Origin of the sequence: Streptomyces sp. NBC_00433, assembly GCA_036015235.1 — a bacterium.
Lineage (GTDB): Bacteria > Actinomycetota > Actinomycetes > Streptomycetales > Streptomycetaceae > Actinacidiphila.
In genome coordinates this window covers 753,508-780,227 of record CP107926.1, presented here as the reverse complement: position 1 = coordinate 780,227, position 26,720 = coordinate 753,508, and the positions used below count along the sequence as shown (strand labels likewise).

Here is a 26,720-nt window from a genome sequence, read left to right as displayed (position 1 = left end):
GCGGGCGCCGCCACCCCCGGGGGGTGGCGGCGCCCGCCGTCCTTGTGGTGCGGCGCCCGCCGGGGCGTAGCGCTCACTCCTCGGGCGCGCCGGTCTCGGCCAGCTCGCCGCCGGCCAGCCGCAGCCACCGGTCCACGCCGATCTCGCGCAGGAAGCGGTCGTCGTGGCTGACCACCATGAAGGCCCCCCGGTAGGAATTGAGGGCGCTCTCCAACTGGCCCGTGCTGACCAGGTCCAGGTTGTTGGTCGGCTCGTCGAGCAGCAGCAGGTGCGGGGCAGGCTCCGCGCACAGGACGCAGGCCAGGGTGGCGCGCAGCCGCTCGCCGCCCGACAGCACGCCGACCGGCAGGTGGGCGCGGGCGCCGCGGAAGAGGAAGCGGGCCAGCAGGTTCATCCGCTCCGCCTCCGGCCGGTCGGGCGCGTAGGCCGCGAAGTTCTCGGCGACCGTGCGGTCCGGGTCGAGCAGGTCGAGCCGCTGCGACAGGTACGCGATCCGCCCGTCGGCCCGCCTGACGTCGCCGCCCTCCGCGGTGAGGTCGCCCTGCACCAGCCGCAGCAGCGTGCTCTTCCCCGCCCCGTTGGGGCCGGTCAGCGCGATGCGCTCGGGACCTCGCACCGCCAGGTCGACGCCGTGCCCGGCGAAGACCTGCCGGCCGCCGAGCGCGACCCGCAGCCGCTCGCCGAGGAAGAGCGTGCGCCCCGCGGGAACCCGGGTGTCCGGCAGGTCCAAGGTGATGCGCTGCTCGTCGCGCAGCGACCGTCCCGCCTCGTCCAGCCGCGTCCTGGCCTCGTCCACCCGCCCCGCGTGCACCTGGCCCGCCCGGCCCGCGGACTCCTGGGCGCCGCGTTTCATGTTCCCGGCGAAGATCCGGGGCAGTCCCGCGCTCTTGAGGTTGCGGGCGGCGTTGCTCGCGCGCCGCTCGGCGCGCTCGCGGGCCTGCTGCATCTCCCGCTTCTCCCGCTTCAGCTCCTGCTCGGCATTGCGGACGTTCTTCTCCGCGACCTCCTGCTCGGCCTGCACGGCCTGCTCGTAGTCGGTGAAGGTGCCGCCGTACGAGCGCAGTTCGCCTCCGTCCAGTTCGGCGATGCGCCCCATGCGGTCGAGCAGCCCGCGGTCGTGGCTGACCAGCAGCAGGCAGCCGGTGAAGTCCTCGACCACGTCGTAGAGCCGGTGCCGCGCCTCGCGGTCGAGGTTGTTGGTGGGCTCGTCGAGCAGCAGCACGTCGGGCCGCCCGAGCAGCCGGGCCGCCAGGCCGAGGGAGACGACCTGGCCGCCGCTGAGGGTGCGCAGGCTGCGGTCCAGGGCGAGGCCGGCCAGGCCCAGGCGGTCGAGCTGGGCGCGGGTGCGCTCCTCGATGTCCCAGTCGTCGCCGATGGCGGTGAAGTGCTCCTCGCCGACGTCGCCGGACTCGACGGCGTCCAGGGCGCGGATCACGTCGGCGACGCCGAGCACCTCGGCCACCGTGAGGTCGCCGGTCAGCGGGAGGGTCTGCGGCAGGTAGCCGAGCGTGCCGGCCGTGGACACCGATCCGGCGGTGGGCCGCAGCTCACCGGCGATCAGCCTGAGCAGGGTGCTCTTTCCCGAGCCGTTGGGCGCGACGAGGCCGGTGCGGCCGGCACCGACGGTGAAGGACAGGCCCTCGAAGACAGGTGTGTCGTCGGGCCAGGAGAAGGACAGGTCGGAGCAGATGACGGATGCGTCGGACATGGAGGCACCTCGGAGGAGCGGGGCAGCGGGAAAGCCGTACCCGTGGCAGACATGGAGGGAGGGGACGACGACATGGCCACTGCGGCGGCGCTCATCGGCGCCGGCCGGTGGCCGGTCGGATCCGGGTCTCACCCGGAGATGTCGTCGTCCACCACCATGTCCGTACTCCTCGACAAACGATCAACGTCCCCGCCAGTTTACCGCCGGCGCCCGCCGGCTCGCGGGCGCCGGCCCGACCCGTCCGCCCCGGCGTGTCACAGACGGCGGCGCTGTCTCGTCCCAGTCTGCGAAGGTGTACCGCGGTTTCGGGGAAGGTGATGGCCATGCGGATGTCCGTGGCGGGCGGGACCGGGGGCGGCGCGGCGCGCACGGAGGAGTTCGAGGAGCTGAGGCCGCTGCTGTTCTCGATCGCCTACCGCGTCCTCGGCAGCGTCAGCGAGGCGGAGGACGCCGTCCAGGAGACCTGGCTGCGCTATCGGACCTCCACGACGTCGCCCGCCTCGCCCAAGGCGTTCCTGTCGGCGGTGGTGACCCGGATCTCGATCGACGTGCTGCGCTCGGCCCGCGTGCGGCGCGAGGAGTACGTCGGGCCGTGGGTCCCCGAGCCGCTGCTCACCGACCCCTACCAGGACCCGGAGCGGTCGGCGGAGCTGGCCGACTCCGTGTCGATGGCGGCGCTGCTGCTGCTGGAGCGGCTCAGCCCGCTGGAGCGCGCGGTCTTCGTGCTGCGCGAGGTCTTCGGCTTCGGCTTCCCCGAGGTCGCCTCCGCCGTCGGGCGCTCGCAGGCCGCCTGCCGGCAGCTGGCCGTACGCGCGCGCCGTCACATGGCCGCCGGCCGTCCGCGCTTCGAGGCCGACCGCAAGGAGCGCCAGGAGCTGGCGGACCGGTTCTTCGCGGCATTCAGGGCGGGCGACGTGGACGGGCTGCGGGAGTTGCTCGCCGCCGACGTCCACATGGTCGGCGACGCAGGCGGCAAGGCGCCGCAGGTGGCCAGCCGCTTCGACGGGGCCGACGACGTGGTCGCGGTGCTGATGGCGGTCTTCCCGATGTTCGTCAGGATCGGCGGCGTCGTGGAGCCGCACGAGGTGAACGGGCAGCCGGGCGCGATCTTCCGCAAGGGCGACGGCAAGGTGCTCAACACCATGGCGCTGGACATCCTGGACGGCCGCATCCAGACGATCCGCACGGTGATCAACCCTGACAAACTCGGCCATGTCGGCCCGGTGGCGGACGGCTGGGAGGTGCTCGACGAGGCGAACGGCGGACGCCTGCCGGAGGCCTGACCCGTGGGCGAGGTCCGGCCGGCGGCCTGGAATCGTACGGCCTCCCGGAGCGTTGACCCCACAGGAGCCGGTGGGCCGGCGGCGGCGGCGAGCCGCGCCCCCACCCCGGCGGCTGTCCATGACGTGATGACTGCGGAGAGGATCGAGATGGCCACGCAGATGCAGAAGGCGGTTCTGGCGGGCGGCTGCTTCTGGGGGATGCAGGACCTGCTGCGCCGGCTGCCGGGAGTGACCGGGACCCGGGTCGGCTACACGGGCGGCGACGTGCCGAATGCCACGTACCGCAACCACGGCACCCACGCCGAGGCCATCGAGATCACCTTCGATCCCGAGCGGACCGACTACCGCGCGATCCTGGAGACCTTCTTCCAGATCCACGACCCGAGCACGAAGAACCGCCAGGGCAACGACATCGGCATGAGCTACCGCTCGGCGATCTACTACGTGGACGACGAGCAGAAGCGGGTCGCCGAGGACACCATCGCCGACGTGGACGCCTCGGGCCTGTGGCCCGGCAAGGTGGTCACCGAGGTGGAGCCCGAGGGGCCCTTCTGGGAGGCCGAGCCCGAGCACCAGGACTACCTGGAGCGGTATCCGGACGGTTACACCTGCCACTTCCCCCGCCCCGGCTGGCGGCTCCCCGCCCGCGCCCAGGGCTGACCCCGCCCGCCCCGCGGCCGACCCGCTGCGGGACGACGGCACCCGTGCTGTACTGGCCAGATGGAGCGCAAGCACCCACTGGCGACCTGGCGGTCGGAACACGCCGGGCGGACGGGAGCGGCCGCCGCCGAGGCCGACGCCGCCGCCCGGCAGGCCGAGCAGGTACGCGCCAGGGTCCGGCTGACGATCGAGATCACCGCCCGAGCCGGCGAATACCGCAGGGGCCTGCTGGCGGCCGTCGGCCGCCTCAGCCCCGAGGAGGCGGCGATCGTCGCCGACCTGGAGCAGCACGGCCTCCAGGTCCCGCAGCTGCACGACGTGCTGTGCGGCGGGCACGTGCTGGTGGACGACACGGCGCTGTACGAGAAGTGGCGCGCGGCCAAGGGCAGCCACGCCCGGCTGTCCAGCCACCACCGCGACATCGACAAGGCGCGATACCCCGACATCGGCATGCGCGGGCACGTCGTGCGCGAGAAGCTGCACGGCCGCACCGCGACCGGCACGTGGGTGCAGCTGGAGAAGACGCCGGCCGCCTTCGGCGGCAGCAAGATGCCCAGCGTCGACGACCTGCGGCACCTGATGGACTACGTGGTCTACCGCTTCACCGGCAGCAATGTCGGGCCCTGGGGCCTGTCCCGGATGACCGAACGGCGCCCGATGTACCTGTCGCCGATCGTGGCCGTGCCCACCACGCTGACACCGCCCGTCGCGGCGTCGCTGACCAAGGCGCTGCGCAGGATCGAACAGTCCGACGACGTCACGGCGGTCTCGGAGCGGCTCGCGGCCCGCTTCCCGCCCCCGGAGAGGGAGGACCTGGCAGGCGAGCTGGGCCAGGCGCTGTCGGACCGGGGCGGGCGCGGGCTGTTCGGCAATTCCGAGGTGTGGATCACCCAGACACCGTCAAGCACCGCCTCCGCCGTCCTGCGCGGGCGCAGCGACCAGGCGTCCGCGGTGACCGTATGGCCGACGGGAGGCCCGCGATGAGCCATGAGCAGCACGACGGCGAATACCGGCCCAGCACCCCCGAGCAGCCGCCGGGCCCGGCACCGGGCGAGGCGGCCGTGCCGTCCGGCCTGGTCACCGCCGTGGTCAACCTGGTGCACACCGGGCCCGTGATGCTCGGCGCTTACACCATCGCCGAGCTGACCGCGGTCGACGCGATCGTGGACTTCCTGGAGGCCAGGCCCTCGGAGGACGAGCTGACCGAGGCCGTCAGGTCGCTCGCGGCGCGGGAGCTGCTGCTGGCCGGCGACACCGGCGAGCAGGTGCAGGTGCGCGGCGACCTGGGCATCGCGGTGGCCTTCCAGCAGCGGGCCCGCATGGTGCTCGACGCCCGTATCACCGGCTCGGAGCAGGGGGAGCCGTGGCGCATCCTGCTGCTGCCGCAGCCCGAGGAGATCTGCCTGATGGTCCGCATCGACGCGCTCGGCGTCCACCAGATCGGGCTGTACGTCCTCGACGAGGCCCTGCGCATGCTCGCCGAGTGGCTGCCCAGGGGCAGCGCGGTCGAGCACGACCGCGCTGTCGACGTCGACGCGCTGCTCACGGGGGCGTCGCGCTCCGCGCTGGTCACCGTCACCCACTACACGGCGGAGGGGTCCGCGGAGATCGCCGGCGAGAGCACCGACCTGGTGCTGGCCCGGCACGACGGCCGCCTGCACGCGCTGTCCCGCGACCCCGACCGCCCCGACGAGCTGGTCCCGACCGTGCTGGACGGCAAGGAAGGCGTCCGCGACCGGCTCGCCGGCCTGCTGGCCTAGAACCGGTCGCGGACCCCCGACGCTGCTCCGGCGGTCGGGCTGCCGGGGGACCCGCGGGCCGAGCTGCTCGTCGTCGACGCCGACGGGGTCCGCACCACCTGGGCCCGGCGGACACCGGCCGCCGGGCGGACCGGGCGGTCGCCGCGGCGGACGGCGGAAGGGGCCGGTGCGGTGCGCAGGCGCGCACCGCACCGGCCCCTGGGCAGGGCCGAGTCGGGTCAGGAGCAGGTGATGGTGGCGCCCGCCCAGTCGGCGTGGTCGCTGTCGTTGCCGTCGCCGCCGTCGGTGACGACCAGGTGGACCTCCTGGGCGCCGGTGACGTCGGCGGTCAGCGGCCTGCTGCCGTCGGCGTTGGTGAGGACGCCGGTGCCTGCGACCTGCTTGCCGTCGGCCACGACCTGGAATTCCACCGAGCCCTTGCTGTTCTTCTTCTCGTCGTCCACACCGACGGTGGCCGTCAGCGTGGTGCACTTGCCGGCGGTGTAGTAGGCCACGTCGCTCGGGGCGTGCACGCCGAGGCCCTTGGCGTAGACGGTGCCCTGCAGCGTGATCGGGTGGCCGTCGCCGGCCTGGGCCTCACCGTTGCTGGTGTCCAGCTCCACCGGGCCGTAGCCGTTGCTGACCGACTCCCACCGCAGGTCGCTGAGGTAGGAGGAGCCGGCCGGCGGCGGGACCGCGACCGAGACCTGGCCGCTCAGCGGCTGGCTCACGGAGCTGTGCGCCAGTAGGCCGCTGTAGCCGACCGAGCCGGACAGCGGGTAGGTGCCGGTCGCGGTGCCCGCGGGCACGTCGATGTGCCAGGTGGTGGCGAAGGTGTGGCCGCCGGGCAGGGCGATGGTGCTGGTGCGGCCCTTGGGGCGTACCGTCCAGCCGTCGGGCGCGGTCAGCTCGACCTTGACCTCCAGGGCGGGAACGGTGCCGAGGTCGGAGGTGTAGGTGGTGACGTCGGCGCCCTGGCCGGGCTGGATGTGGACGGTGGTGCCGTTGACACCCGAGTCGACCAGCGGTGCGTCCTGCAACAGGCGTCCTGGCCTGCTGACCCGCAGCAGGGTGGTGCCGTGCGCGGGCACGGTCGCGGCCAGCGTGCCCGCCGACTGGTAGGAGCTGTGCTGCCACAGGTCCCGTACCTGGTAGCCGAGGGCGGAACGGGACAGGCCGATCGCGGCGGCGGTGGTGGAGATGTGCTGCGGCTGGTCGGACTCGTTGTAGAGGGCGACCGCGCGGTCGCCGTTCGCCAGCTGCTTGACGACCACCGAGGCGCCCCCGGCGGAGGACAGCACGGTGGCCTGCTTGCCGAGCGAGTCCTGGTCCAGGGCGATGACCTCCTTGTTGAGCAGGATGTTCATCGTCTCGGGGGTGGCCTTGCGCAGGTCGGTGCCGATGAGCAGCGGCGCGTTCATCATCGACCACAGCGAGAAGTGGGTGCGGTATTCCGTGTCGGTCATGCCGCCGTTGCCGACCTCCAGCATGTCCGGGTCGTTCCACTGGCCAGGTCCCGCGGCGGCGGCCAGCGGCAGGTTCTGGGCGGTGATGGACTTCAGGCTGGCCCAGTTGTCGCTGATGTCGCCGGTGGTGCGCCACAGGTTGCCGACGCTGGCGGCCCATTCCCAGGGCTGCTGCTGGCCCCACTCGCACAGCGAGTAGACGATCGGGCGGCCGGTCGCCTTGAGCGCGTCGCCCATGGCGGTGTAGCGGTTCACGAAGTCGGCCCGGGTGCCGTCGCTCTTGTTGTTGCAGTTGTCGTACTTGAGGTAGTCCACGCCCCAGTCGGCGAAGCTCTGGGCGTCGACGGTCTCGTGGCCGAGGCTGCCGGGGTAGCCGGCGCAGGTCGCGGTGCCCGCGTCCTCGTAGATGCCGAGCTTGAGGCCCTTGCTGTGGACGTAGTCCGCCGTGCCCTTGATGCCGTCGGGGAATTTCACCGGGTCGGGGACCAGGCGCCCGCCGGCGTCGCGGGAGTGGGTCAGCCAGCAGTCGTCGATGTTGACGTAGGTGTAGCCGGCCGCCTTGAGCCCGGAGCTGACGAAGTAGTCGGCGGTGTCCTTGATCAGCTGCTCGTTGACGTCGCAGCCGAAGGAGTTCCAGTCGTTGAAGCCCATCGGCGGGGTGATGGCCAGGCCGTTGTCCAGCGCCGCGGCGGGGGGCGCGGTGGCGACACCGGCGGTGAAGGCGGCCAGGCCGAGCCCGCCGGCCCACATGGTTCCGGCGGTGACGCAGGCGAGGATCCTGCGGGGGATCGGCATACGGGGTCCCATCGTTCGTTCCGGGAGATCGGGGGGTTCTCGGGGGCGGCCCGGGCGGATGCGGCTCCTACGGGCCTGTCAGGTCGGAACATAATCCGACGCAACTCAACAGTTGGCCACATGACAGCTCTCAGCTGCCCGAGCTGTCAAGGGATCTGACGTGAACCGTTCCAACAGGCCACCTCTGCCTCGCGCCTGGACCTGAGCCCCGTTCCGGCAACCTTCGTCCGCACTATTGTGTCGTCGTTCACCCGCTCCTATTGTTCGACTCCGATTGAATCTGTTTGGAGTTGGCTCATCGGGGAGTGTGGAGGCAGCAGTGCAGAGACAGCAGATCGGTTCCGGGGCCGTGAGACCCCGCCGCCGGGCACGATGGTGGGCGGGCATCGCCGCGGGCACGGCCATCGCCCTGTCCGCGGGCATGACGGGGCCCGCGATGGCGGCGGGCGCCGGGCACGCCGACACCGCCGCGAGCGCCGCCGCTGCACCCGCGGCAGCGCACAAGCCGCGTACGGTGACCTTCGACGGCTACTCGTTCATGGTCGACGGCAAGCGCACGTACCTGTGGTCGGGGGAGTTCCACTACTTCCGGCTCCCCAGCCCCGACCTGTGGCTGGACATCTTCCAGAAGATGAAGGCGGCCGGCTTCAACGCCACCTCCCTCTACTTCGACTGGGACTACCACTCGCCCGCGCCGGGGGTCTACGACTTCACCGGCGTGCGCGACGTCGACAAGCTGCTCGACATGGCCGAGCAGGCCGGGCTGTACGTGATCGCCCGCCCGGCGCCCTACATCAACGCCGAGGTCGACAGTGGCGGCCTGCCCGGGTGGCTGACCACCAAGGACGAGAAGAACCGGACCAACGACCCGAAGTTCCTGAAGTACGCGGACGAGTGGCTGACCCAGATCGACCGGATCATCGCCCGCCACCAGGTGACCAACGGCACCGGCTCGGTGATCGCCTACCAGGTCGAGAACGAGTACTACAACGGCTCGGCCGACGCCCGCGCCTACATGAAGCACCTGGAGGACAAGGCCACCGCCGACGGCATCACGGTGCCGCTCACCGGCAACAACAACGGCACCTTCAACTCCGGTGACGGAGCCCTGGCCGTGGACGGCCCCGACTCCTACCCGCAGGGCTTCAACTGCTCCAACCCCACCAAGTGGAGCGGCGTCCCCGACCTCAGCTACGACCACCCGGCCGGCAAGCCGCTCTACTCGCCCGAATACCAGGGCGGCGCCTTCGACCCGTGGGGCGGCCCCGGCTACGACAAGTGCGCCCAGCTGATCAACGACCAGTTCGCCGACGTCTTCTACAAGCAGAACATCGCCGTCGGCGCGACCGCCCAGAGCTTCTACATGACCTACGGCGGCACCAACTGGGGCTGGCTGGGCGAGCCGCAGAACTACACGTCGTACGACTACGGCGCCGCGATCCGGGAGAACCGGCAGCTCGACCCGAAGTACGACGAGGACAAGCTGATCGGCTACTTCACCCAGTCGGTGGCCCCGCTGACCAAGACCGACGCGATCAGGGCGACCCCGCCCGACGACAGCGCCGTGATCGACACCGCCCGGATGAACCCGGACACCAAGACGCAGTTCCACGTCCTGCGGCACGGCGACTCCACCGCCACGACGACCGACACGACGCACATCGCCCTGGACTTCAACGCCCAGCCGGTCACCGACACCACCTACACGTGGGACGACGCCGACTCCGCGCTGCAGTACACGGGCACCTGGTCGCATGTGGTGAACCAGAGCTACACCGCCGGCGACTACAAGAAGACCGAGTCGTTCTCCAACAAGGCAGGCGACTCCGTCACCATCCCCTTCGACGGCACCGCGGTCCGCTGGATCGGCCCGAAGACCAACAACCACGGCTACGCCGACGTCTACCTCGACGGCGCCAAGGTGGCCACCGTCGACGACTCCGGCAGCGAGAACCAGGCGGTGGTCTTCCAGAAGTCCGGCCTGGAGGCCGGTGCGCACACCCTGAAGATCGTCGCCACCGGCACCCACAACAGCGCCACGTCCACCGACAACTTCGTGTCGGTCGACGCCGTCGACGTGCCGACCGCCGGCACAGCCGAGCCGACCTACCCGGTCGTGCCGCAGCAGCCGGGCACCGCGATCACCCTCGACGGGCGCGACTCGCACATCATCGTGGCGAACTACAAGCTCGGCGACTCGCAGCTGCAGTACTCGACCTCCGAGATCATGACCACCGCGACCATCGGCGACCGGGACGTCTCCGTGCTCTACGGCGACGCGGGCAGCGACGGCGAGACCGTGCTGCACTACACCTCCCGGCCCACCGTGACGAGCAGTGGCGGCGAGGTCAGCACCACCTGGGACGCCGCCACCGGCGACCTGCGGCTGAACTACCGTCACCAGGGCCTGATCCCGATCGCCGTCAGCGGCGGCGGCTCGCGCCCGCAGCTGCTGCTCGTCGGCGACAAGGCCACGGCCGCGACCTTCTGGCGCCAGGACACCGCGACCGGCCCGGTGCTGGTACGCGGCAGCCACCTGCTGCGCACCGCCACCAGCGAGGACCACGGCCGTACGGTCGCGCTCACCGGTGACAATGCCGACGACAAGGACATCGAGGTCTTCACCTCGGCCGACCGCGTCAGCTGGAACGGCCGCACCCTGAGCACCAAGGCGTCGCCCACCGGCAGCCGTACCGGACAGATACCGGTCGCCGCCCCGGTGCAACTGCCCGCGCTGAAGAACTGGAAGCACGAGGAGGAGTCCCCGGAAGCCGCGGCGGCCTTCGACGACTCCAGCTGGCAGGTGGCCGACAAGACGACCACCAACAGCTCCTCCGGCGTCAACTCGCTGCCCGTGCTCTATGCCGACGACTACGGCTTCCACACCGGCAACACCTGGTACCGCGGCCGCTTCCGCGCGGACGGCGGCGAGACCGGCATCCACCTGGTCTCCGACTCCGGCGGCAGGGCGCAGGCCTTCTCCGCCTGGATCAACGGCACCTTCCTCGGCAGCTCCACCACCGGCAGCGCCGACTTCACCTTCCCGGCCGGGTCGGTGAAGCCGACCGGGGACAACGTCATATCCGTCCTGACGGTGAACATGGGCCACGAGGAGGACTACAACTCCTCCAACGGCAACAAGACCGCCCGCGGCCTGACCAGCGCCTCCCTCGTCGGGGCGCCGCTGACCCCGGTCACCTGGCGGATCCAGGGCGTCCGCGGCGGCGAGGACCTGCTCGACACGGTCCGCGGTCCGCTCGCCAACGGCGGCCTCTACGGCGAGCGCGCCGGCTGGTCGCTGCCCGGCTACCCGGACAGCGGCTGGAAGCCGGTCTCGCTGCCGGCCACCGACAACCGCCCCGGCGTGTCCTGGTACCGCACCGACGCCGACCTGGACCTGCCGCGCGGGCAGGACACCTCGGTCGGCCTGACCTTCACCGACGACCCGTCGCGCAAATACCGCGCCACGATCTTCGTCAACGGCTGGCAGGTCGGCAACTACGTCAACTACCTGGGCCCGCAGCACACCTTCCCGATACCGAACGGCATCCTCGACCCCGACGGGCACAACAGCATCGCCATCGCGGTGTGGAACCTGGACGGCAGCACCGGCGGGCTCGGCAAGGTGGAGCTGACGAACTACGGCAGCTACGCCTCGTCGCTGCACGTCGCGCAGAACGCGAGCCCGCGCTACGACCGCGCCACGTACGCGATGCCGGCCGCGCCCGGCGTCGCGGTGGCCCTCGGGGTGCCGAACACCGTGCAGCCCGGCCAGGCCTTCACCGCCTCGGCGACCGTCGGCGTCCCGGCCGGGCAGCCGGTCGCCCTCGCACTGAAGGCGGCGCTCGACCTGCCCGAGGGCTGGACGGCGACCGCTGCAGGGCCCACGTCGGCGGCCCTGCTGCTGCCCGGCAGATCGGCCACCTTCCAGTGGACGGTACGTCCGCCGGCCGGGACACTGCCCTCCGCGTCGGCGCTCGGCGTCACCGCCCAGTACCTCCAGCGCGGCCGCAAGGCGACCGCGGGCGACGAGCGCATCGTCGGCGCGATCCCGCCGCCACCGGCGGCCGGCGAGGACGCGGTCAGCGACCTGGCCTTCCTCTCGTCCACCAACGGATGGGGCCCGGTGGAGCGCGACCGCAGCGTAGGCGGGCAGTCGGCCGGTGACGGCCGGGCGCTCAGCATCGCGGGCACCGCCTACGCGAAGGGAATCGGCACCAACTCCGTCAGCGACGTGCAGCTCTACCTCGGGGGCACCTGCACCCGGCTGACCGCCCAGGTCGGCGTCGACGACGAGACCGGAGGCGCCGGTACGGTCACCTTCTCGGTGATCGCCGACGGCAAGACACTGGTCACCACCCCGACGGTCCGCGGCAAGCAGGCGGCCCTGCCGATCGACGTCGACGTCACCGGGGCCAAGGTGCTCGACCTGGTGGTCGGCGACGCGGGCGACGGCAACGGCAACGACCACGGCGACTGGGGGACGCCCACCCTGACCTGCGGCTGACGCCCGCTCACCCGGCCACGGGCCGGCGGGGGGACTTCCCCCCGCCGGCCCGTTCCGCATGGGCGGGTGACGGCGGCCCGCGCGGCGGGACCGCCACGGAGGCCTCGGGCGTCAGGCCAGGAAGGCCGCGGTCGCCGCGGTGAAGGCGCCCGGGTCGTCCAGCCAGGGGTAGTGGCCCGCGGCCGGCTGGACGATGAGGGTGGCGCCGTGGAAGAGGGCGGCGACCTCGGCGGTCGGCTGCGGGGGGCTGTTCAGGTCGAACTCGCCGGTCAGCAGCAGGACGGGGGAGCGGATGGCGGCCAGGGCGGCGCGGGTGGCGGCCGGGGTGAAGGCGTCCCCGTCGCCGAAGAGGGCGACGGCTTCGTCGTTCGCCGGGCGGCCCAGCGCGTGGTGCTCGCGGGCCGCCGCGTCCCAGTGGCCGTAGAAGAAGGGGGCGACGGCCTCGGCGTCGGCGGGGGTGCCCGCGCCCGAGGTGAGCGCTTCGAGGGCGGTGAAGGCCGCGGGGAACCACGGCTCGTGCGCGCGGAGCCGGGCGGTCTCGCGGCGGGTGGCGCCGTCGACCGCGATGCCGACGGCCCGGGTGCTGGGGCCGATCAGGGCGAGCCTGCGGAGCCGGTGCGGGTGGCGGGCCGCGTACTGCATCGCGGTGTTGGTGCCGCCCGAGTGGGCGAGCAGGTCGGCCAGCGGCAGGCCGAGGTGGGCGCGCAGCGCCTCGACGTCCTCGACCTGGCGGTCGCTGCGGTAGGAGGAGGTGTCAGCGGGCGCGGCGGAGCCGCCGGTGCCGCGCGGGTCGAGGAGGATCAGCCGGCGGTGCGCGGACAGGCCGCCCAGGTCGCCGAGGTAGCGGGCGTCGGTCGGGCCGCCCGGCAGGCAGAGGAGCGGGTCGCCGTCGCCGGCCTCGCGGTAGGCGAGCCGGGTCCCGTCGGGTGCGGTGAAGGTGGGCATGGCCCGCAGTCTGGCAGCTCATAACCGGGTTGTACAACCGGGTTATATTCGACGGGGTCAGGTATACACCCCAGTTATGGCAGAGGACATGCACCGCACACCCCAGACGCTGACCGAGGAGCAGGCCGCCCGCATGCTCGCCGACATGAACGACGTCATCCGCGCCGGCGAGGAGATGCGCAAGCTGCGTACGGAGATGATCCTGGTCTTCGCCGGCTTCGGCTGGACCCAGGACAAGATCGCCCGGCTCACCGAGGTCAGCCAGCCCGCGGTGTCCAAGCAGATGGCCAGGCACCGCACCGGCGCTTCCCCGCCCCCGCTCGGGCTCGACCTCGACCAGCACGACGCGCCCTGGCTCGAAGGGCGGCTGTGGGCGCTCGCCGACGCGATCGCCGAGACCTGCGACGCGGCCGCCTGCGCACGCCTGGCGCACGCCATGGCCAGGGGGCGCAGGCACTTCACCCCGCAGCACGTGGACGAGCTGCGCCGGCTGGTCGAGGAGGACCTGCGGCTGCGCCGGGCCGAACTGCCCGCCGGCTACCGGGCCGCGTACGACACCATCAGCCGCGGCCTCGACCTGCCCCGCACCGCGGCGGCCGCCCCCGCCGCGCCGGCCTCGGTCCGCCGCACGCTGGCCCGCCAGGTCCAGCGCGACCGGCTCACCGGGGGCTGAACCGCCCTGCGGTCACAGGCTCGCGAGCAGCCCGTCCAGCGGGGCGGGGACGCGGTCGGGGCCGAGCGCCTCGACCAGGACCCGGCCGTAGCGGATCTTGCGCCCCTTCTTCGTCCCGAGGAAGCGCCGCATCTGCTGCTCCGCGGTGCGCTCCCGCTGGGCCGGCTGGCTCAGGAAGGTCTCCAGGGCCCGCCCGTCGCCCTCCGCCCGTGCCAGCTCCGCCACCCGGGCCGGGCCCAGCGCGCGGATCAGCTCGTCCTCCAGGTCCGCCGCGCACACGAAGAAGTCCCGCTCCGGCACGCCGGCCCCCGCCAGCGCGCGGGCGTAGAACTGCCGCTCATTCTGGTCGCACAGCCCTGTCAGGCGCAGGCCGAGGCCCGGCGGCCCGAGCAGCCGGACGAAGCGCCCGACGCTCATCGCACCGCCCATCGGCACCAGGCAGACCCCCTCGGCCGCCAGGTCCCTGCCACGGCTCGCGGCCAGCGCGTCGACCGCGGCGGCGTCGCTCGGCCCTTCGAGCAGGACCGCCGCCCGCACCGGCAGCGGCGCCGCCAGCTCGCGGGCCAGGTCGCCGGGGCCACCGGCCGCCCACCCGGTGACCGCCTCGCGGAATGCCGCCATGTCAGCCATGGCAAGAGTCTCCGCCTTCCGCGGCCACCGCGGTACGGGATTTCCCCCGCCGGGCGGCCGCCGGCGCTACCGTCCTCACCGCCCGCGGCCCGCGGCGCCCCCGTTCATCGCGGCGTGGAAAGGGTCGCCGGTGCCGATCCCGCTCGGCGGCTTCTACGCCGACCGGTACGGCACCGAGGTGGTGCTGCTGCGGATCGGCTCCTGCTTCGAGCGGCCGGCCTCGGTGCGTATGCTCTCGACCTGGCTCTCGCCCGACGACTTCTGCCGCCTGGTCGGCGCCGCGCTCCGGGCGCCGGTCAGCGGCTGCGTGCCGGTGTGGGGTGTGTCGGCCAACACCCGCCGCTGGTGGTCGACCGAGGGCGGCGACGCCCCCGGCTACCACCCGCGCGACGACGCCGAGGCCTTCGCCTCCGCGGTTCCGGCCGAGCCTTCTGCCGGGCCGGTCGCGCCGGCGGAGACGGTCGGCGGCTCCTTCCCGGGCGGCCCCCGGTGACCTCCGGGCCGACGGCAGGCCGGCCCGGCCCCGAACCGGGGCCGGGCCGTGGGACGTTCCGGGTCGGCGGTCGGGCAGGTCGGCCCGCCGGCCGGGGGGTCAGCAGGCGCCGAGGTCCTGCCAGACGCCCCATTCGCCGGTGGTGCCGGGCTCCTCGCCCTGCGTCCACCACTTGGCATTCCAGGTGTGGCCCTTCCAGGACACCTTGTTGCCGCCCGTGTAGACCTGCGTGGAGCTCCAGGCGGCGACGGTGCAGCTCGTGCCCCCGGTGGTTCCGCCGGTCGTGGTCCCGCCCGTGGTGGTGCCGCCGGTGGTCGTCCCGCCGGTGGTGCCGCCCGAGCCGCCCGCGTACCGCATGAAGGTGTCGGTGAAGGCCAGGCTGCTCTGGCTGATCTGGCTGCACGTGGACAGCGAGTTGGCGCCGCCGCCGCACGGCTGGTCGCGGTTGACCGACCAGAAGGCCAGCCGTGCGATGCTGTGCTGCGCCGCGAAGGCCTCCACGGTCTGGGCGTCCGCCAGGGTGAAGGTGGAGCCGTCGTCGTTCTTGCCGATCATCGGGGTGATCCCGAGGTTGCCGTAGCCGTAGCCCGAGTCGACGGACTGCATCTGGGCCAGCGTGGCCTGGGCCGCGGCGACCGAGCCCTGGCCCATCTCGGTGCCGGTGCCCGCGTAGAAGTCCATGGTCATGATGTTGACCACGTCGATCTTGACGCCCGCGGTCTTCGCGGCCTTGAGGATGTTCACGCCGTCGTTGGTCAGCCCGCTGGTCAGGACCGGCAGGGTCACGGAGAACTTGAGGTCGGGGTTGGACCCCTTGAGGTCCTTCATCGCCTTCATCTGCCGTGCCGCCGCGGCCGTGTCGGCGATCGCGGCGCCTTCGATGTCGAAGTCCAGCTGGCTGACGCCGTAGTCGTTGACGAGGGCCTGGTAGCCGGCCTCGATCGAGCTCTGGTTGGAGCAGGTCCAGGCGAGCGGCAGGCCGCTGGCGCCGCCGGAGGAGATGATGAGGGAGGCGCCCTCGGACTCCGCCTTGGCGATCAGCGGGTCGGTGAAGGAGTCGGCGCCGATGGGAAGGGTGTCGCCCCAGATCTGGTTGCAGCCGGAGCCGAGCACGAAGGCCGCGGTGTAGGCCTTGAGGCCGTGTCCGGTGATGGCCGTGTCGAGGAGGCCTTCCTGGCTGTTCGACATGTCGACGTAGGGGGCCACGGAGTAGACGCCGGCCGCCGCGGCATTGCCCGCGGGGGCCAGGGCGACGACCGCGCCGGCGGTCGCGAGCGTGAGCGCGGAGGCGGAAGCCGCCCATTTCGCAAGGTGCATGGGAGTCCCTCGGGCGTGGAAGTGGTGGGGGAGTACATCTCGGGCCTGAGTTGGTACGTACCAAACAGCGCGCAGGTATGCCGCGTCAAGAGGACTAGACCAACTTCCCGCTTCCCCTGAGTCTCACAACTCCCGCCGCCGGGCGGCGGATCGCGCCATAAAGCACCTGAATCGGGCGTAGGATCCGAGTCGGCGGACGCGAGGACCAGGGGGTCGGGGAAGCTCGCAGAGGCATGTGCGGCGTTGGCGGCGGCGGGCGGCACCTCAGTGGTGCGGGCAGCCGGCACCGGGGCATGGGAAGAATTCCGGCAGCAGGTGGCGAGGCTGTTCGGCCGGGGCGACGTGCGGCGCGAACAGGCCGAGCTGCTGCGGCTCGACCGGACCGCGACCGCCCTGCGGGATGCCGGTCCCGGCGGGTTCGAGCTGGTGCGCATCCGCCAGGAGGCCACCTGGCAGGCCAGGTTCGAGTCGCTGCTCGAAGGTCTGGACGACCGGGAGCGGGACCGGGTCGCCGATCAAGCTGCGCGACCTGCTGGGCGAGCACGCCGGGGCCGCGGGTCCGGTGACGGCCGGCTCGGGGGGCCTCGCCGTCGGCGGGAATCATCCGCGCCGAGCGGGGTTCGATCGCCGCCGCGATGATCCACGGAGGTGCGGGCATCGGCACCCCTTGGACGCCGGATCCGTCCCAGGGCCGGACGGACCGGCCTTTCCCAGCCATCGCGCTGACGAGGACCCAGCCGACACCTCCGCCGTCCCGTCGGGACTCTCGGCCTACGCTGCCGACCACAGCCTCGCCGTCGGCCGCGCCGACCACGTCGCCTACTACGCCGCGCCGCGCGGACCGGTGTCGTGGCCGCAACAGGTCGGGGTGATACCGGGACAGGCCGACTGCTTCCGATACCGCGCGGCCGTCGAGGCCCTGGACGTGGCGACGGCCGACGCCGGGACAGCCGTCCTCCTCCAGACCCAGGTGCCCTCCGGCACCGGCGGCGTGGGCAAGACCCAGCTCGCCGCGCACTACGCGCGACGCCGCTGGGAGTCCGCCGCGGTGGATCTGGTCGTGTGGATCACCGCCAACACGCGGGACGCGGCCATCTCCGCCTACGCGCACGCCCGTCGACAGGTCGGCGAGTCCCACAGCGACGACCCCGAGATGGCGGCGCGCGACTTCCTGTCCTGGCTCGCGGCCGCCGATCGCCGCCGGCTCGTCGTCCTGGACGACCTCGCAGACCCGGCCGACCTGAGCGGCCTGTGGCCGCGACCCGTCCCACCGGCCGGACGGTGGTCACCACCCGGCGCCTCGACGGAGCGCTGACCCACAACGGGCGGCGCCTGGTCCCGGTCGGCCTTTTCACCCCGCGGGAGGCCGCCGCCTGTCTGTCCGCGGCTCTCGGCGCCCACCGGGACGAGGCCGCGGAGCACCTCCACGCCCTGGTCGAGGACCTGGGCTTCCTGCCGCTGGCGCTGTCCCAGGCCGCCGCCTACATGGCGGACCGCGGCCTGGACTGCGCCGCCTACCGCCGCCGCTTCACGGACCGGCGCAGGACGCTCGCCGAGATATTCCCCGAAGCCGGCGCCCTGCCCGACGACCAGCGCGGCACGCTGGCCACGACCTGGTCCCTGTCGATCGAGCCGGCCGACCAGCTCGCGCCGGTGGGCCTGGCCCGCCCGCTGCTGGAGCTCGCCGGCATGCTCGACGCCAACGGCATCCCCGCGGCGGTCCTGAGCAGCCCGCCGGCCCTGGCGCATCTCGCGTCCCGCCGCGCCCGCACCGCACCGGCCCCGGCAGCGGGCGACGCCGGTGAGGCGGCCGTGGACCCGGAGACGGCCGGCGACGCGCTGCACTGCCTGCGGCGGCTCAATCCCGTCGAGCTCGCGGCCGACGCCGCCGGCGGCGTGGTGCGCCTGTGGCAGATCGGCCGCGCCGACCGCACCGGTGGTGAGTTCGCGCTCGCCACCCAGGCGCCCGCCATGCCCAGCCCGCGCGACCACGTCAAGCCCGGCCTGGTGCCGGCGAGCCTCGACTTCACCGTCGGCAAGGACTGGGAGCCGGAGAGCTGGTATTACGCCCAGACCGAGCCGGGCGTCTGGAAGGTCCACTTCCCGCTCGCCAAGGCACTGGACGGCACCGCCTACCTGACGGTGTCCTCCTCCACGCAGGGCAAGCCCCCCACGGTCACCGTCAACGGCACCGCGGCGGCCATCGTCGGCTCGCTGCCGAACGGCGGCGACTCCGGCATCTCCCGGCAGGCCGACCGCAGCGCGGTCCGGGTGCTCTCGGTGCTGACCTTCCCCGCCTCGCTGCTCACCGTCGGTGACAACACCGTGAATTCACCTACGGCAACGGCGTCCCGGTCGAGACCGCCGACCCGCCGTCCGGCGGCTTCGGCTGGGACACCGTCGTCCTTGAGGTGGACCAGGCGCAGGCCCCCAGGCCGGCCCGGCTGACGGGCAAGGTGACGAGCCCGGGCACCTCGCGCGGGACGAGCAGCTGGCGGGTGGAGGTCGCCAACCGCGGTTCAGGACCGGCCAACGACGTACGCCTCGACGCCGTCGACTGGTCGGACGGCCGGCGCCGGGCGAAGGACCGCCCGGCCGTCGTGGGCGCCGGCCCCAACAGCTTCCCGGTCCCGGTGGCCGCCTCGATCCCGCCCGGCGGGTCCGCGTCGGTGATCGTACGGACGCGCGGGAACCGTCCGCACGGCGGCTACGACGCGCTGGAGGTCGGCGTGTCCGCCGACGGCGGCCGTACCCGCACCACGGCAGGCAGCCGCCCGGGGCACTGAGGTCGTGCCGCAGGGTCCCCCGTCCGACCGGACGGCCGTCGGTGATCCGTCGGCCGCCGCGCCCCGGACGGGGGGACCCGTGAGCGGCGGCTCAGCGGCAGAAGGCCTCCCGCACCGAGCCGCCGACCACGGCGCACCAGGTGCTGAGGTCGACCTTGCCGTTGGGCGTCAGTCCGTGCAGGTGCTGCATGGACTGCACGGCCTTCATCGTCGGGTGGTCGAACTCCCCGGTGGCGGTCACCTCCGGGTAGCCCTTGCGGCCCAGCATGAACTGGAGCGCGGTGACCGGCAGGCCGGCGGCGTGCTTGTCGAGCGGCGGCGCGAGCGCCTCCCAGGTGGCGGTGTCGAAGGTGGCGTCCGGGGTCACCGGGATGCCGTGGGTGGTCTGGAAGTCGGCGAGCGCGGCATTCATGTCGTAACCGAAGACGCCGTTTGCGGTGAGCGCGTATCCGGCGTTGTCGAGCAGGTACTGCCCCACCTGGACGACGGGGCTGTCCACGAAGCGCCAGATGTCCGGCCACCGCCGCTTCGGCGCCGCGGAGGACTTGACGCCCAGCTCGCGCAGCACCCGCGTGCGGATCATCGGGAACTGCGCGTAGAAGGCGATGCCGGGACAGTCGGTGATCCGGAAGTCCCAGTGGCCGAAGATGTCCCACGCGTTCAGGTCGAACTGCCGGCACACCGCGACGCACAGCTGCACGAGCGAGTCGAGCAGCGCCTCGGGCGGCGTCTCGGTGATGTAGGTGCCCTCGTTCTCGATGCCGATGGCATTGCCGTTCTCACCCGGGCAGTGGGCCGCCGTGACCTGGTGCTCGCCGGCGTCCAGGGTCTCCAGGCTGCGGTGCCTGCCCTCCAGGACGTAGCCGCCCCGGCTGACGGTGAAGTGCTGGCCGGTGTCCGCCCAGCCGTTGGTGTCCATGTGCAGGTCCTGGCAGTCCTTGGCCAGCTGGACGGCGTGCTCGCGCGAGTAGTCCGTGACGTTCGGGAAAGCCATGTGGTGCAGGATGATCTTGTTCGTCGTGTTGCCGGTGATCTGGATCGGACTGGACGGCGGCCGGGCGCCCCAGCTGTCGCAGTCGATGATCCAGGGGAACTCGGCCGAGGGCACCGCCTCGGCGGTGCCGGAGAAGGCGAGTTCGGTGCCGACGACCGCGGCGACCGCGGTTCCCAGTCCTACCCTGAACAGCGTTCGGCGATCCACCTCGTGCTCGTGCAAGGCCATGCATACTCCGCAGTGGACAGTGGGCGGCAGTTTTCGACTGCCGATGACCCCCGGAGAATAAGGAGCGAACTGACGTCCAGCCAGGAACTTCTCAAGATTGGGGTCCGCTTGCGGGGAAGATCCCCTTTGCGGGGCCCTCTCCGGGCCGCCCCCGGACCGTCGCCGAGCCGTCCCTGAGCCGGCTTCGGGATGCCCTTTATGACCGGAATGGGTAGTCGGGCCGTACCTGGGTAGTCGACGTGCGCACGGACCTTCCCGGGCGAGCATCGGAGGACCACCATGGCGGTCACCCACCCCGTACGTTCAGTGAACCCGCACCTGCCGGACGAGGGGCTGAGCGTCCCCGAGGACGCGGTGCAGCTGGCGGGCCAGACCTCGCCGGCCGAGTCGGGCGTGTCCTCGCTCGACGGGCCGGAGCGCGGCCCGCTCAGCCGCGGCTGGGCCACCGCCCCGGTCATCGGCATCATGCTCGTGGTCGCGGTCTTCGCCGCGGGGACGCTCGGGATGGCGATCGAACTCATGCTGTGACCCGTGGTGACTCCTTGTGGCGAAGGGCGCTCCGACGTGGCGGCCGTCACGCCGGCCGGGGGAATTGATCAGCCCGCCGGGCCGCTGTCCCATGACGGCGGGCCGCGGACCCCTGGGGCCCCTTCGGACAAGGAAGTTGATCGCATGTACAAGAACATCCTGGCCGCCGTCGACGGTACGCCCCACGGTGCAGGGGTGCTGGACACCGCGGCGTCGCTCGCCGGGCTGACCGGGGCGTCCGTGCACGTCATACACATCAGGCCCACCCAGGTCATCACGGACGGCATCTCCGGCGGCGCCTACGCCACGGAGGAGGCCGCCGAGGGCCGCCAGGTCGTCGAGGACGCCCTGGCCCGCCTCCGCGCCGACGGCATCACCGCCGACGGCGAGGTGGACGAGGGCCTGCGCGAGGACCTGGCCGGCATCCTGGTCGACCGCGCCGCCGCCCTCGGCAGCGACCTCATCGCCGTCGGCCCCGGCCACTACAGCGGCATCTCCGCCCTGCTCCACAGCAGTGTCAGCCGCGGTGTCGCGAAGGCGTCCCCGGTCTCGGTCCTCCTGGTCCGCACCGAGGCCTGACCCCGGGGGAAAGATCGACCCGGCCCGACCGCAGTCCGCGGCCGGGCCGGCTTGCGTACGGGCGGCGGGTGGGTGCGGAGCGCCGCCCCGACCCCGCCGCTCTCCAGGAGCGGCAGCCTCCCGCGCACGATCTGAAACGGTTCACCGCTGATCGAATTCGGGTCGGCCGCCTCCCGGCCCGCCCAACACCGCTCTGACCTGCGGTGATTGACGTATCGCCAAGTCCCGCGGCGGCCCGGATGGCTGGCCCGGCGATATTGATGCGTGCTGCATCATTGACGCTGCCGGGTGTCGAGTATCAGGATTCCTCACGGCTCACTCGTGTGTCCGGCACCTCGTGCCTCTGGCATCACAGGTGTGGTTGGCCTTCTGACAACGTTGTCAGAAGGCGGAGAGAGGACGGTATGTCTCCAAGAACGCAGCGCCTGCGCACCGCCGTGGCGGCCGCGGCCACGGCGCACCCCGCCGCGGTGGCGGCGATGCTGCCGGCCCAGCCGGCCGGCGCGGCAGGCGGCGCCGGAAGCGGCGGCGACCTCACGCACCTGGTCGACTCCTTCACCGGCACCCGGAACGACGGCAACACCTGCCCCGGCGCCGCCGTCCCCTTCGGCATGGTGCAGCTGTCGCCCGACACCGGGCACAACACCGGCTACGACGACGACCAGGACCACATCCTCGGCTTCAGCGCCGTCCACCTGTCGGGCGTGGGCTGCGGCCTCGGCGGCGACCTGCCGGTGCTGCCGACGACCGGCGCGCTCACCGCGAGCGACGCCACGCGGTACGCGGCCCGGTTCAGCCACGCGGACGAGACCGCGTCGCCCGGCTACTCCAAGGTGAGGCCCGGCACCGGGATCACCGCGGAGCTGACCTCCACCGACCGCACCGGCCGGCAGCGCTACACCTTCCCCGCGGGCACCCCCGACGGGAACCACCCCGTCACCGTCGAGGTCGCGCAGGCCGGCGGCCCCGCCGTCACCAGGACCGTGCAGGTCTCGGTGACCACGGCGACCTGCGAGGGCGCCACCGGGTCCTGCCCGCAGGACCTGTCGGCACAGTATTCGGTCGACGGCGTCGGCACGGCCGGCGTCACCGGCGCGGACTTCGACGGTACGGGGACGAGCTTCCCGGCCGAGCAGCTGACCGCCCCCGACCGGGCGGCCGGCGCCCCCCGGCTCGGCGAGGACCGGGCGATCCACGCCGACAGCCGCTACGGCGCGCAGGGCGCACCGGACGGCGTCGCGGTCGACATCTGGCACCTGACCGTACCCCTGGACCCCGCGCGTACCGCGGTCTCGCTCACCCTGCCCGACGACCCGCGGCTGGCTCCCTACGCGGTCAGCGGGCGCAACGCATGACACGGGGGGACCGCCGGCGAACCGGCACGGGAACCGCCGTCACCAGAAAAGAAAGGCAGCACCGCATGAGAAGTGGCCGAACCCGCCGCACTCTCACCAGACCACTGCTGGCCGCAGTCGTCGCCCTGGGCCTGACCGCACCGGCGTCCGCCCTCGCGCACGCCGAGTCGGCCGGCTCCGGGCACGGCCCCGCCTTCAGCACGTCCTTCGAGTCCGGTGACCCGCAGCCGGCCTGGACCGACACGGCGGAGACCGACGCCCACGGCGACCCGGAGGTCTCCGGGGTGACCGCGGGCACCCTGCCCGTGCTCGCCGGCAGCGTCAAGGACAGGATCGCCGAGGTCACCGCCAGCGCGGACAACCCGCCGAACGAGGTCGCCGCGAACGCCGCCGACGAGGACGCCAACACCAAGTGGCTCACCTTCGCCGCCACCGGCTGGGTGCAGTACAAGCTGTCCGAGGACGTGACGGTCAAGAAGTACGCGCTCACCTCCGCGAACGACTCCCCGGAGCGCGACCCGAAGGACTTCACCCTCCAGGGCTCCGCCGACGGCACCGACTGGACCACCGTCGACACCCGCAGCGGTGTGAAGTTCAGCGGCCGGTTCAAGAGCAACATCTACGACGTCGCGAACCCCGCCGCGTACCGCTACTACCGGCTGAACGTCACGGCCAACACCAGCGGCACCATCGTGCAGCTCGCCGACCTGATCCTGTCCGACGGCTCCGTGCCGCCGCCACCGGTGCAGGGTATGACCAGCGAGGTCGGCGCCGGCCCCGTCTCGGGTCCGAACGTCAAGCCGAGCGTCGGCTTCAGCGGCCTGAAGGCACTGGAGTACGCGGGCACCCACACCCGGTCCGGCGCCGTGCACGCCTGGAACAAGCTCTACGACGTGCACATCCCGGTCCGGCGCGACACGCAGCTCTCGTACGACATCTTCCCGGAGCTGACCGGCGGCGACCTGACGTACCCGAGCACCTACGCCTCGATCGACCTGCACTTCACCGACGGCAGCTACCTCAGCAGGCTGCGGACCCCGGCGCAGGACCAGAACGGCGTCACGCTCAGCCCGAACGGCCAGGGCGCGGCCAAGATCCTCTACGCCGCGCAGTGGAACGCCGTCGCCTCCGCGATCGGCAAGGTGGCCGCGGGCAAGACGATCGACCGCATCCTGCTCGGCTACGACGACCCGGCCGGCAGCGCCGAGGCGGGCGCCAACACCCGGTTCAAGGGCTGGATCGACGACCTCGCCATCGGCGCGGCACCGCGGGACGACCACTCGGCGAGCTACGCCGAGCACGTCGACACCCGGCGCGGCACCAACGCCTCGGGCTCCTTCTCGCGCGGCAACAACCTGCCGCTGACGGCCGTCCCGAACGGCTTCAACTTCTTCACACCGGTCACCGACGCCGGCTCGACGAGCTGGGAGTACAGCTACGCCGCGCAGAACAACGCCGACAACCTGCCGACGCTCCAGGCGCTCGGCATCAGCCACGAGCCCAGCCCGTGGATGGGCGACCGCGACATCTTCCAGGTGATGCCGTCCGGGGTGTCCGGCACCCCGGACCTGAACCGGAGCAAGCGGGCGCTGGCCTTCGACCACAAGGACGAGGTGGCGCAGCCGCACTACTACGGCGTCACCTTCAAGAACGGCATCAAGGCCGAGATAGCGCCCACCGACCACGCCGCCGAATTCCGCTTCACCTTCCCCGGCGACAGCGGCGACCTGCTGTTCGACAACGTCGACAACAACGGCGGCCTGGCCTTCGACGCCGCCGCGGGCACCCTGGACGGCTACTCCGACGTCAACACCGGCGGCGGCGAGGCCGCGACCCGGATGTACGTGCACGCCGAGTTCGACCGGGCCCCCGGCACGGCCGCCAAGGTCACCGGGCAGGGCCGGGACAACGTCACCGGCTACGCCCAGTTCGACACCTCGGGCGACAAGGTCGTGACGATGCGGATCGCCACCTCGTTCATCGGCGCCGACCAGGCGAAGAAGAACCTGGACCTGGAGATCCCGAAGGGCACGTCCTTCGACCACGTCAAGAACAGTGCCGAGCACCAGTGGAACGCCAAGCTGGGCAAGGTCGAGGTCCAGGGCGCCAGTGACGACCAGCTCACCACGCTGTACTCCGACCTGTACCGGATGAACCTGTACCCCAACTCCGCCGCCGAGAACACCGGTACGGCCGCGAAGCCGGTGTACCGGTACGCCAGCCCGTTCTCCCCGGCCACCGGGCCCAGCACGCCCACTCGGACCGGCGCGAAGATCGTGGACGGCAAGGTCGACGTCAACAACGGCTTCTGGGACAGCTACCGCAGCGAGTGGCCCGCCTACTCCCTGCTGGAGTCCAGGACCGCCGGTGAACTCGTCGACGGCTTCGTGCAGCAGTACAAGGACGGCGGCTGGACCGCCCGCTGGTCCTCGCCGGGCTACGCCGACCTGATGACCGGCACCAGCTCCGACGTGGCCTTCGCCGACGCCTTCGCCAAGGGCGTCGACAACTTCGACGCCAAGGCCGCCTACGAGGCGGCCGTGAAGAACGCCACGGTCTTCCCGACCGCCGGCGGCGTCGGCCGCAAGGGCCTGGACACCTCGGTGTTCGACGGCTACACGGACACCTCGGTGGACGGCAGCGTCTCGTGGTCGCTGGACGGCTACATCAACGACTACGGCATCGGCACGATGGCCGCCAGGCTCGCCAAGGCCCCGCACACCTCCAAGGCCGACCGCGAGCGCTACCAGGAGGAGTCGGCGTACTTCCTGGGCCGCGCCCAGAACTACACCACCTTGTTCAACCCGAACGTCGGCTTCTTCGAGGGTCGCAAGGCGGACGGCTCGTGGCGCGTCCCCGACGCGCAGTACGACCCGCAGCAGTGGGGCAACGAGTACACCGAGACCAACGCCTGGAACTACGCCTTCACGGTGCCGCAGGACCCGAACGGCCTCGCCTCGCTCTACGGCGGCCAGAAGGGCCTGGAGAAGAAGCTCGACGCCTTCTTCGGCACCCAGGAGACCGCGGACGGTGACGGCGGCGGCTACGGCGGCACCATCCACGAGATGATCGAGGCCCGCGACGTCCGGATGGGCGAACTCGGCATGAGCAACCAGCCGTCGTTCGGCATCCCGTACATGTACGACTACGCCGGCGACCCGGCCAAGACCCAGGCCGCCGTCCGCGAGATCCAGCAGCGGCTGTTCACCGGCAGCTCCATCGGCCAGGGCTACCCGGGTGACGAGGACAACGGCGCCACGTCCACCTGGCAGATATTCACCGCGCTGGGCTTCTACCCGCTCCAGGTCGGCAACGACAACTACGTGATCGGCTCCCCGCTGTTCACCAAGGCCACCGTCCACCTGGACAACGGCCGCGACATCGTCGTCAACGCGCCGGACAACAGCGGCAAGAACGTCTACGTCCAGTCGCTCAAGGTCAACGGCAAGCCGTGGAACAAGGTGTACCTGACGCAGAGCCAGCTGGCGTCGGGCGCACGGCTGGACTTCACGATGGGGTCCAAGCCGTCCTCGTGGGGCACCGGCAAGGACGCGCTGCCGGCCTCGCTGACCCCGGCCGGCAGCACCCCCGACCCGCTCACCGACACCACGGGACCCGGCCTCGGCGCCGCCTCCGCGGCCGGCGGGACGGACGTGGCCGGCCTGTTCGACAACACCTCGGCCACCCAGGTGGAGCTGCCCGGCGCCACCCCGGCCGTCACCTACGCCTACAGCGGTACGGGCGGCAAGCCCGCCACCGCGAGGAAGGCCGCCTTCTACACCCTCACCTCGGGCAGCACCGCCGCCGCCCGGGACCCGAAGAGCTGGCAGCTCCAGGGCTCCACCGACGGCGTGCACTGGCGGACGCTGGACACCAGGGGCGGCCAGGCCTTCACCGACCGGCTGCAGACCCGCCCGTTCGAGATCGCGCACCCCGGCGCCTACACCTCCTACCGTCTGGTGGTGACCGCCAACAACGGCGACCAGGACACGACCTCGCTGGCGGAGGTGGAGCTGCTGGCCCACCGCTGAGAC

At 72.3% G+C, this 26,720-nt stretch carries 21 protein-coding genes; 14 read left to right on the top strand and 7 right to left on the bottom strand.

Annotated elements, in window-relative coordinates:
- Nucleotides 1-73: 73 nt before the first annotated feature.
- Complete coding sequence (locus OG900_03165) at nucleotides 74-1,708, bottom strand: ATP-binding cassette domain-containing protein (protein WUH89233.1); 1,635 nt, start codon at nucleotides 1,706-1,708, stop codon at nucleotides 74-76.
- A gap of 323 nt (nucleotides 1,709-2,031) precedes the next feature.
- Between OG900_03165 and OG900_03160 the strand changes: the two genes are divergently transcribed.
- The 4 genes from OG900_03160 to OG900_03145 all read left to right on the top strand — a co-directional run bounded on the left by OG900_03160 (nucleotide 2,032) and on the right by OG900_03145 (nucleotide 5,411).
- Complete coding sequence (locus OG900_03160; GenBank protein ID WUH89232.1) at nucleotides 2,032-2,991, top strand: RNA polymerase sigma-70 factor; 960 nt, start codon at nucleotides 2,032-2,034, stop codon at nucleotides 2,989-2,991.
- 147 nt (nucleotides 2,992-3,138) lie between these two features.
- Complete coding sequence (gene msrA, locus OG900_03155; protein ID WUH95598.1) at nucleotides 3,139-3,651, top strand: peptide-methionine (S)-S-oxide reductase MsrA; 513 nt, start codon at nucleotides 3,139-3,141, stop codon at nucleotides 3,649-3,651.
- Nucleotides 3,652-3,711: 60 nt separating this feature from the next.
- The gene (locus OG900_03150) at nucleotides 3,712-4,635 is read left to right on the top strand and encodes a hypothetical protein (protein ID WUH89231.1); all 924 of its coding nucleotides are present in this window, start codon (nucleotides 3,712-3,714) and stop codon (nucleotides 4,633-4,635) included.
- Complete coding sequence (locus OG900_03145) at nucleotides 4,632-5,411, top strand: hypothetical protein (protein ID WUH89230.1); 780 nt, start codon at nucleotides 4,632-4,634, stop codon at nucleotides 5,409-5,411. Before OG900_03150 ends, OG900_03145 begins: the two co-directional genes overlap by 4 nt.
- 218 nt (nucleotides 5,412-5,629) lie before the next feature.
- On the opposite strand, the gene OG900_03140 is transcribed toward OG900_03145, so the two are convergent.
- Nucleotides 5,630-7,606, bottom strand: a complete 1,977-nt coding sequence (locus OG900_03140) for an NPCBM/NEW2 domain-containing protein (GenBank protein WUH95597.1) — start codon at nucleotides 7,604-7,606, stop codon at nucleotides 5,630-5,632.
- A gap of 364 nt (nucleotides 7,607-7,970) precedes the next feature.
- Here OG900_03140 and OG900_03135 point away from each other — a divergent pair, with 364 nt between their 5' ends.
- Nucleotides 7,971-12,158, top strand: a complete 4,188-nt coding sequence (locus tag OG900_03135) for a beta-galactosidase (GenBank protein WUH89229.1) — start codon at nucleotides 7,971-7,973, stop codon at nucleotides 12,156-12,158.
- 111 nt (nucleotides 12,159-12,269) lie between these two features.
- On the opposite strand, the gene OG900_03130 is transcribed toward OG900_03135, so the two are convergent.
- Entirely contained in the window at nucleotides 12,270-13,103 is an 834-nt protein-coding gene (locus OG900_03130; GenBank protein ID WUH89228.1) for an alpha/beta hydrolase, read from the bottom strand.
- A gap of 76 nt (nucleotides 13,104-13,179) precedes the next feature.
- Here OG900_03130 and OG900_03125 point away from each other — a divergent pair, with 76 nt between their 5' ends.
- On the top strand, nucleotides 13,180-13,776 hold the full coding sequence (locus OG900_03125) for a sigma-70 family RNA polymerase sigma factor (GenBank protein ID WUH89227.1): 597 nt from the start codon (nucleotides 13,180-13,182) through the stop codon (nucleotides 13,774-13,776).
- 12 nt (nucleotides 13,777-13,788) lie between these two features.
- Here OG900_03125 and OG900_03120 read toward each other — a convergent pair whose 3' ends face one another.
- Nucleotides 13,789-14,406 (bottom strand): ATP-dependent endonuclease, encoded by a 618-nt coding sequence (locus OG900_03120; GenBank protein WUH89226.1) that lies wholly within the window; start codon nucleotides 14,404-14,406, stop codon nucleotides 13,789-13,791.
- Between the two features lie 130 nt (nucleotides 14,407-14,536).
- Here OG900_03120 and OG900_03115 point away from each other — a divergent pair, with 130 nt between their 5' ends.
- Nucleotides 14,537-14,899 (top strand): hypothetical protein, encoded by a 363-nt coding sequence (locus OG900_03115; GenBank protein WUH89225.1) that lies wholly within the window; start codon nucleotides 14,537-14,539, stop codon nucleotides 14,897-14,899.
- 99 nt (nucleotides 14,900-14,998) lie between these two features.
- Here the strand turns inward: OG900_03115 and OG900_03110 are convergent, their stop codons facing one another.
- Together OG900_03110 and OG900_03105 are read right to left on the bottom strand one after the other, a co-directional pair.
- A complete protein-coding gene (locus OG900_03110; GenBank protein WUH89224.1) occupies nucleotides 14,999-16,216 on the bottom strand; it encodes a chitinase in 1,218 nt (405 codons plus the stop codon).
- A gap of 264 nt (nucleotides 16,217-16,480) precedes the next feature.
- Nucleotides 16,481-16,735, bottom strand: a complete 255-nt coding sequence (locus OG900_03105) for a hypothetical protein (protein ID WUH89223.1) — start codon at nucleotides 16,733-16,735, stop codon at nucleotides 16,481-16,483.
- A gap of 148 nt (nucleotides 16,736-16,883) precedes the next feature.
- Between OG900_03105 and OG900_03100 the strand changes: the two genes are divergently transcribed.
- The 3 genes from OG900_03100 to OG900_03090 are packed head-to-tail and all read left to right on the top strand — an operon-like array spanning nucleotide 16,884 to nucleotide 19,002.
- Nucleotides 16,884-17,531 carry a hypothetical protein gene (locus OG900_03100; protein ID WUH89222.1) on the top strand — a complete coding sequence of 216 codons (648 nt, stop codon included), beginning with the start codon at nucleotides 16,884-16,886 and terminating at the stop codon, nucleotides 17,529-17,531.
- Complete coding sequence (locus tag OG900_03095; GenBank protein ID WUH89221.1) at nucleotides 17,468-18,664, top strand: polysaccharide lyase family protein; 1,197 nt, start codon at nucleotides 17,468-17,470, stop codon at nucleotides 18,662-18,664. The genes OG900_03100 and OG900_03095 overlap by 64 nt, the downstream gene beginning before the upstream one ends.
- Nucleotides 18,628-19,002, top strand: a complete 375-nt coding sequence (locus OG900_03090) for a hypothetical protein (GenBank protein WUH89220.1) — start codon at nucleotides 18,628-18,630, stop codon at nucleotides 19,000-19,002. Before OG900_03095 ends, OG900_03090 begins: the two co-directional genes overlap by 37 nt.
- Nucleotides 19,003-19,093: 91 nt before the next feature.
- Here the strand turns inward: OG900_03090 and OG900_03085 are convergent, their stop codons facing one another.
- A complete protein-coding gene (locus OG900_03085) occupies nucleotides 19,094-20,224 on the bottom strand; it encodes an N-acetylmuramoyl-L-alanine amidase (GenBank protein WUH89219.1) in 1,131 nt (376 codons plus the stop codon).
- A gap of 279 nt (nucleotides 20,225-20,503) precedes the next feature.
- On the opposite strand from OG900_03085, the gene OG900_03080 reads away from it, so the two are divergent.
- The 4 genes from OG900_03080 to OG900_03065 all read left to right on the top strand — a co-directional run bounded on the left by OG900_03080 (nucleotide 20,504) and on the right by OG900_03065 (nucleotide 26,717).
- Nucleotides 20,504-20,752 (top strand): DUF6480 family protein, encoded by a 249-nt coding sequence (locus tag OG900_03080; protein ID WUH89218.1) that lies wholly within the window; start codon nucleotides 20,504-20,506, stop codon nucleotides 20,750-20,752.
- A gap of 144 nt (nucleotides 20,753-20,896) precedes the next feature.
- Nucleotides 20,897-21,331: a universal stress protein gene (locus OG900_03075; protein WUH89217.1), complete on the top strand. Its 435-nt coding sequence runs from the start codon at nucleotides 20,897-20,899 to the stop codon at nucleotides 21,329-21,331.
- 479 nt (nucleotides 21,332-21,810) lie between these two features.
- Complete coding sequence (locus OG900_03070) at nucleotides 21,811-22,686, top strand: hypothetical protein (GenBank protein WUH95596.1); 876 nt, start codon at nucleotides 21,811-21,813, stop codon at nucleotides 22,684-22,686.
- Nucleotides 22,687-22,751: 65 nt separating this feature from the next.
- Nucleotides 22,752-26,717 carry a GH92 family glycosyl hydrolase gene (locus OG900_03065; protein WUH89216.1) on the top strand — a complete coding sequence of 1,322 codons (3,966 nt, stop codon included), beginning with the start codon at nucleotides 22,752-22,754 and terminating at the stop codon, nucleotides 26,715-26,717.
- Nucleotides 26,718-26,720: the final 3 nt, after the last annotated feature.